Annotated in this window: 3 protein-coding genes and 1 pseudogene; all 4 read left to right on the plus strand. The window is 72.4% G+C overall.

The annotated features are described in order from the left end of the window. Nucleotides 1–145 (plus strand): annotated as a pseudogene (locus tag I6A81_RS17585) (amidohydrolase family protein); the annotation flags it as partial. A gap of 823 nt (nt 146–968) precedes the next feature. After that, nucleotides 969–2,255, plus strand: coding sequence for an ABC transporter substrate-binding protein (locus I6A81_RS17590; protein WP_203007761.1), 1,287 nt, complete (start codon nt 969–971; stop codon nt 2,253–2,255). Nucleotides 2,256–2,470: 215 nt separating this feature from the next. Continuing rightward, a complete protein-coding gene (locus tag I6A81_RS17595; RefSeq protein ID WP_203007760.1) occupies nt 2,471–4,114 on the plus strand; it encodes a thiolase C-terminal domain-containing protein in 1,644 nt (547 codons plus the stop codon). Nucleotides 4,115–4,313: 199 nt separating this feature from the next. Then, complete coding sequence (locus tag I6A81_RS17600) at nt 4,314–5,441, plus strand: phosphotransferase (RefSeq protein ID WP_203007759.1); 1,128 nt, start codon at nt 4,314–4,316, stop codon at nt 5,439–5,441. The last annotated feature ends 72 nt before the right edge of the window (nt 5,442–5,513 follow it).

A 5,513-nucleotide genomic window follows, 5' to 3' on the forward strand; every position in this document is an offset into this window, starting at 1 on the left:
CCTGTTCGGCTCCGACTGGCCACACGGCGAGGGCCTCGCCGACCCCGCCGCCTTCACCGACGAACTCACCGCCTTCAGCGCCGACGAGGTGCACCGCATCATGCGCGCCAACTGCGCCGAACTGGTCGGGCTGCCCACCCACTAACCCGGAGGGCGTCACACCCACGACGACCTGCCCGGGCGCCCGACCTGGTGGACGCCGGCGCGGCGGCGCCGGCGTCCTGGCGTCCTGGCGTCCTGGCGTCCTGGCGTCCTGGCGTCCTGGCGTCCAACAGGTACCGGCGTCTAAACAGCTAGATCTATTTGGTACCGTGCCGTACCTGCAAGCGCCCCCGTCATGCGCCCCGGAGGACGCCACGCCAGCACCCTCACGCGATCCCTCGGCCGCGCGCCGGCCGGCCCGACAGCCGGCGCGAGCCGCGGTTCCGAGGAGACCTGCCCGGCGCGGCACCGCGATGCCAAGTACGACCCATCGACGAGGAAATCCGTGACGAGCCCCGGGTTTTACCCTTGCTCGTTTCTTCCCGCCCACGGCGGCGCGCGCCGGTCGACGCATTCTTCGCGCGCCGACCACCCGGCGGCGGGCCCGCTGGCTATCCGACGGCCACGGGCCGTCGGGATACGGGTTGTCGGGATACGGGCCGTCGGGCGGCAGGTGGCCATCCGGAGAGCAGAAGCATCGCTCGTCGATGAGGGAGATACCGACGGCTTCGCCGCCCGGAGCACAGCGCCCGCATTGTGCGTCCAACATGGCTCGCCATTCACGGCCCGCGCATCCCGTATCCCCGTCGGCCGACGGTCTCTCCTCAATGTGCGGCCAAGGCTCGCGTCGCCCGAGGTCGTGCCTCCTGGCGGATGCGATATCTTCCGGGCATCCGGCCCGGTCGACGCCCCGGCATCCTGGTATGGCGGCGCTCTCGCGTGACCAGCGGGCCGGACCTGACAGCTCCGGGAGGTAGGCCACGTTGTTGACGACACCCTCGCATGGCGGTTCCCAGTTCTTATCCGGCCAGGTACACCAACGCCGGCGCACGATACTGACCGCGGTCGCGACGGCCGTCCTGGCCGCGACGGCCGCGGGAGGGTGTGCCAGCTCCCCCGCGACCTCGGTGGCCTGCGACTCCCCGGGCGTCTCGGCGGACGAGATCCGGATCGGCCTGGTCTACCCCGACAACGGGAGCATCGGAACCGCGCTTCAGGCCGCCCGGAGCGGAGTCGACGCCCGCTTCGGCCTGGCGAACGCCGCCGGCGGCATCAACGGCCGGAAGATCGTCTACGACTGGAAGAGCGACGACGCCAACGACGAGGTCAACGACAAGATCGTGCGGAACCTCGTCGAGACCGACGGGGTCTTCGCGCTCTTCGAGGCGACGCTGAACGCCGACGGCGGCGCGAACTATCTCCGGGACCACCAGATTCCCGCCGTGGGCCTGCCCATCGGGAGCGTCTGGGCCGACCCGGCATATCCCAACATGTTTTCCTATCCGTCGCTGGTCGCGGGCGGGGCATTACCGGACGTCCTCGGACGGTTTGTCCGCGCGCAGGGCGGAAGCCGAGCCGTCATCGTCCAGACCTACTCTACTACCGACCAGGGCTTCTCCTCCCCGCTGGCGCGGAGCCTTGCCGCGGCCGATATCCCCACGACGACGGTCACATACAACACGACGCTGGAGACTCCCGCGCAGTTCGTCCGCGGGCTCGGCGAGACGGACGCGGATGTCATGGTTCTGGATGTCGGCTCCGCCGACACCCCCGCTATTGTCGCGGCGGCCAAGGCCGCGCGCATCCACTACCAGACGATCATCAGCATCAGCGGCTACAGCGAAGAGACCATCAAGCAGTACGGCGCGTCGGTGGCGGGCCTCACGAGCTTTTCGACCCTGACGCCCTTCGAAGCGAACATCCCCGCGCAGAAAACCTACCTGGCCGCGACCACCAGTTATGCGCCCGAGCTCCAGACACCGACCCAGGACGTGGCGTACGGGACCTATATTGCCGCCGACATTCTCGTGCAGGGTCTGCAGGCCGCGGGCAGCTGCCCGACCAGGGAGGCGTTCAGCGACGCGCTGCGCGCGCTGCGCGACTACGACGCCGACGGGATGCTCGCCGGCTCGGTCGACTTCACCAAGGCCAGGCAGTCCATCAGCTGTCTGATCTTCATGCGCGTCAACGACGCCGGCACCGCGTTCGAGCTCGTCCCCGACGAGCGCCCCGGCGTGCCATCCCAGACGCGGTGGTGCGCCGACAACCCCTGAGCCGACCCCGCCCGGCGGCCCGGCGCCGGGAGCGGCCACTGCCGCGCGCATGGCACCACCACCGCGCCGCGACCCCGCCCCGGCCGAGGCGCGCTCGCCGTCCGCCACGCCACGCGCGCCGCGCCACCCGTGATACATCTACATATAACGCCCGGAGCGGGTACGCGCACCGGTCCACCTGCCCCTGATGACGCCGTATCCCTGAGGAGCGAACCGTGCGGCTTCTTCCGCAGCTGACGCCGGCGAACGAGTGGTTCTGGACGTCGGGCGCCGACGGCCGGCTGCGGATCCAGGGATGCGACGACTGCGGCACGCTCGTGCACCCGCCCGTGCCGATCTGCCCGAACTGCCGGAGCCGCGAGTGCGCGCCGGCCGAGGTCTCCGGGCGGGGCACGGTCATCGGCTTCACCGTGAACGCCCACCAGTGGCTGCCGGGCTTCGAGCCGCCCTACGTCGTCGCGGTCGTCGCGCTGGCCGAGCAGCCCGACGTCCGGCTCACCACGAACATCGTCGGCTGCGCGCCCGACGACGTGCACGTCGGCCAGGAGGTCGCCGTCCGGTTCGAGCAGCACGACAACGTGTGGCTCCCGCTGTTCGAGCCGACCGGCGGCACCGATCCGGTCGACCGGGTCGGTACGCCCAGCCGCCCGGTCCCCCGCCCACCGGTGAGCGGGGAACGGTTCGAGCACCGGTCGGTGCTCTCCGGCATCGGCCGCTCGGCGCTCGGCCGCCGGCTCATGGTCGACCCGCTGTCGCTCACGGTCGACGCCTGCCTCGCGGCCGTCGCCGACGCCGGCCTCACCCTGGCCGACATCGACGGGCTGTCGACCTACCCGGGCGGTGACGGCTTCGGCGGCGGGATGAGCGAGGGCGGCGTCACCGCGGTCGAGGAGGCGCTGCGGCTGCAGCCGACCTGGATCAACGGCGGTGGGGACCTGCCCGGCCCGGGCGGCGCCGTGATCGCCGCCATGCAGGCCGTGGCGACCGGCCTGTGCCGCCACGTGCTCTGTTTCCGCACGGTCTGGGCGTCCACCCACGCGGCCCTGCGGCTCGGCGGCGGCGGTGGCGTCGGGGGCGGCGGCCGGGTCTCCGGGATGTTCGAGTACCGCGCGCCGTTCGGGGCGATGTCGGCGGCGAACTGGATCGGCATGAACGCCAACCAGTACTTCCACCGTTACGGCGCGACGCGGGAGCTGTTCGGCGCGATCGCGCTCAACGGCCGGGCGAACGCCGCCCGCAACCCGGCCGCCATCTACCGGGACCCGCTGACCATGGACGACTACCTGTCGGCCCGAATGATCAGCTCACCGTTCGGTCTCTACGACTGCGACGTGCCCTGCGACGGGTCGGTCGCGCTCGTGGTCTCGGCCGTCGAGACCGCCGCCGGCCTGCCCAGGCCGGCGGTCCGCGTCGAGGCGGTCGGCACCCAGATCCTCGAGCGCGTCTCCTGGGACCAGGGAACGATCACCCACGAGCCCCAGGTCCTCGGCCAGGCCGCCCACCTGTGGAGCCGGACCAGTCTGCGCCCTGCCGACGTCGATGTCGCGCTGCTCTACGACGGCTTCACCTTCAACGCCGTCTCCTGGCTCGAGGCGCTCGGCTTCTGCGGGCTCGGCGAGGCCCAGGACTGGATCGACAAGGGCCGGCGGATCGCGCTCGACGGCGAGCTCCCGGTGAACCCGCATGGTGGGCAGCTCTCGGAGGGCCGTACGCACGGCTTCGGTTTCCTCTACGAAGCGGTCGCGCAGCTGCGCCACGAGGCGGGCGACCGCCAGGTCGCCGACGCCCGCACCGCCGTCGTCACGACCGGCGGAGGCACCCCGTCCGGCGTCCTGCTGCTCCAGCGCGGCGCCGCCTGACCACCCCTGCCGGCCCACGCGCCCGCCGGCCGCGGGTCACGTCCGCGGGACCGAGACCGGCTCGGCGACGCGGCCGGCCAGCGGCGGCCAGCGCGGCGGGCCCACGCGCGGAGCCTCATCCGCCCCGGCTTCACGGCTTCACGAGTCCAGAGCGCTTATATATCCAGATGTCTTCGGTCGAATGGGGTAGAACCTGATCATGCGTGACCATGACGGGCCCTTGCCCTTACCCGACCAGGTCGTGCTCGGCGAGGCGCCGGTCGTCGACGATCCGGCGGACGTCACGCCGGCGTGGCTGACCGAGGCGCTGCGCGCGGGCGGGACGGACGTCGTCGTGTCAGAGCTGCGGTATGAGCGGATCGGCACCGGTCTGCTCGGGGCCAGCTACCGGTTCCACCTGGTCGCCCACGCCGGGCCGGGCGCCGTCGCCCCGGCAAGCGTCGTGGTCAAGATGGCCGCGGGCTCCGAGCAGGCCCGGGAGGTCGTGAAGCTCGGCTACCAGACCGAGATCGGCTTCTACCGGACGTTCGCCGCCCAGACGCGGATCCGGCGGCCACGTTGCTGGAGCGCGGGCATCAGCGCCGACCTGCGCGACTTCACCCTGGTCCTCGAGGACGCCCACCCGGCGCTGCCCGGTCGGCAGACCGACGGCTGCACCGCCGGGCAGGCCGCGGCGGCCGTGCGCAACCTCGCCGGGCTGCACGCCCCGTTCTGGAACCGGCACGACCTCGCGGACGGCGTGGACTGGCTGCGGGGCCCCGACGACGCGCGGCTGGAGTTCCTCGCGCAGGTCCACGCCCAGGGGACCTCGGCGTTCGTCGAGCGGTTCGGCGCGGCCCTGTCCCCCGAGGACGCCGACACGCTGCGCCGCGCCTCGGACCTGCTCGCCGGCTGGGCACCACACGTCCGCGACCGCGTCTCGCTGATTCACGGCGACTACCGGCTCGACAACCTGCTGTTCGCCGGGGACGACCCGACGGTGGTCGACTGGCAGTCACTCGAGCTCGGCCTGCCGGGCCGCGACCTCGCGTACTTCCTGGCCACCGCGCTGCCGCCCGCCGCCCGCCGGGCGCACGAGAGGTCGCTGGTCGCGGCCTACCATCGCCGCCTCACCGAGCTCGGTGTCGACGACTACCCCCTCGAGCTCTGCTTTCACGACTACCGGGTCGGCGTCCCGCAGGCGCCGCTGCTCATCGTCCTGGGCTGCGTGTACGCGCCGGGTGGCCAGAGCGCGGACTCCGACGCGATGTTCCTGTCCATGGCCGCGAACGCCTGCGCGGCGATCCGTGACCTGGGCACGCTCGACCTGCTGTCGGCGACGCCGTAGCCGGGCGGCGGACCGCGCGCGGTCCGCCGCCCCGTCCCCGGGGGACCCGGTCGCCGGCACTGAGGCCCCCGG

This window comes from Frankia nepalensis (genome assembly GCF_016786325.1).
Lineage (GTDB): Bacteria > Actinomycetota > Actinomycetes > Frankiales > Frankiaceae > Pseudofrankia > Pseudofrankia nepalensis.

Excerpts from the sequence above, each read along its gene's own strand:
- I6A81_RS17600 (WP_203007759.1), top strand. The coding sequence starts at position 4,314 with ATGCGTGACCATGACGGGCCCTTGCCCTTACCCGACCAGGTCGTGCTC.